The organism is Planomonospora corallina, assembly GCF_042650625.1.
GTDB lineage: Bacteria > Actinomycetota > Actinomycetes > Streptosporangiales > Streptosporangiaceae > Planomonospora_B > Planomonospora_B corallina.
In genome coordinates this window covers 1-1556 of the sequence record NZ_JBHSBM010000044.1, presented here as the reverse complement: position 1 = coordinate 1556, position 1556 = coordinate 1, and the positions used below count along the sequence as shown (strand labels likewise).

At 72.8% G+C, this 1556-nt stretch carries 1 protein-coding gene; it reads right to left on the bottom strand.

Going from position 1 to position 1556, the window contains the following annotated elements:
- The coding region (locus tag ACFOWE_RS29400; protein ID WP_377293544.1) for an AMP-binding protein at positions 1 to 1535 on the bottom strand (1535 nt) is incomplete at its 3' end.
- Positions 1536 to 1556: the final 21 nt, after the last annotated feature.

Here is a 1556-nt window from a genome sequence, read left to right as displayed (position 1 = left end):
GGATTGAGGAAGGCGTCCAGCACGTACAACCGCAGATCCGCGATCCCCACCCCGATGACGCTGGCGGAGCCGTCCGCCACCGCGCGGTCCAGCGGCATGTAGGTGACGTGCACCGTCGTCTCGGTGATGCCGTACATGTTCACCAGCACCGGGGCGTCCTGCGGATGGCGGTCGTACCAATCGGCCAGCCGCCGCGGCTCCAGCGCCTCCCCGCCGAAGACGACGTACCGCAGCGCCAGGTCCGCGCCGGAACGCTCCTGCTCGGCCCGCATCAGCTGGTAGAAGGCCGAGGGGGTCTGGTTCAGCACCGTCACCCGCTCCCGCTCCAGCAGCCCCAGGAAGTCCTCCGGCGACCGGCTCACCTCGAACGGCACCACCACCAGCCGCCCGCCGAACAGCAGCGCCCCCCACAACTCCCACACCGAGAAGTCGAACGCGTAGGAGTGGAACAACGTCCACACGTCCTGCGGCCCGAACCCGAACCGCTCCCGGGTCGAGGACAGCAGCCGCGTCACACTGGCATGGGTCACCACCACGCCCTTCGGCCGGCCCGTCGACCCCGACGTGAAGATCACATACGCCGGATGGTCGGCCCGCAGCCCGGGCACCGCGCCGCCCGGCCCTTCCGGCCCCTCCGAACCGGCGGGCGGAGCTCCGCCACCACCGTCGGCCGCGCCGTCCCGGACCGCGGGCAGAACCGCGGCCTCCGCCGGATGGCGCGCGGCCCCCTTCGGCTCGTCCCCCTCCGGGAAGCCGGGTTCCCGTCGGCCGGGCAGGATCCGGCAGGAGACACCACCGTCCTCCAGCACCACCACCGGCAACCCCCCACCGACCACACCCTCCAACCCCCCGGCCGCCACCACCGCCATCGGCGCCGCGTCCTGCACCATGAACGCCACCCGATCCGCCGGATACGACGGATCCACCGGCACATACGCACCCCCCGCCTTCAACACCCCCAGCACCGCGACCACCAGCTCCACCGACCGCGGCACCACCAACGCCACGAACCGCTCCGGCCCCACCCCCAGCCACGCCAGCCGCCGCGCCAGCGCCTGCGCCCGCGCGTCCAGCTCCGCGTACGTCAGCGCCTCGTCCCCGCACACCACCGCCACCGCCTCCGGCGCGGCCGCCACCCGCGCCGCGAACTCCTCCACGATCGTCGGGAGGGTCCCGGCAGGGGTACCGGTCCCGGCCCAGCGGCGCAGGATGGTGTAGCGCTCGGCGGCGTCGAGGATCTCCAACCGGCTGACCGGGGTGCCGGGGTCGGTGACCGCGGCGCGGAGCAGGCGGACGAACCGGGCCGCGATGTCCTCGGCCGTCTCCCGGTCGAACAGGTCGGCGGAGTATTCGAGGACGCCGGTCAGCCCGTCGTCCGTCTCGCTCAGGGAGAGCAGCAGGTCGAATCTGGAGACGTGCGTCTGGAGGGGTTCGAGGCCGATGGAGAGGCCACCGTCGAGGTCGAGCCGGACCGGCGGGGTGTTCTGGAAGGTCAGTGCGACCTGGAAGAGGGGATGGCGGGCCATCGACCGCACCGGAGCCACCAACTCCACCAA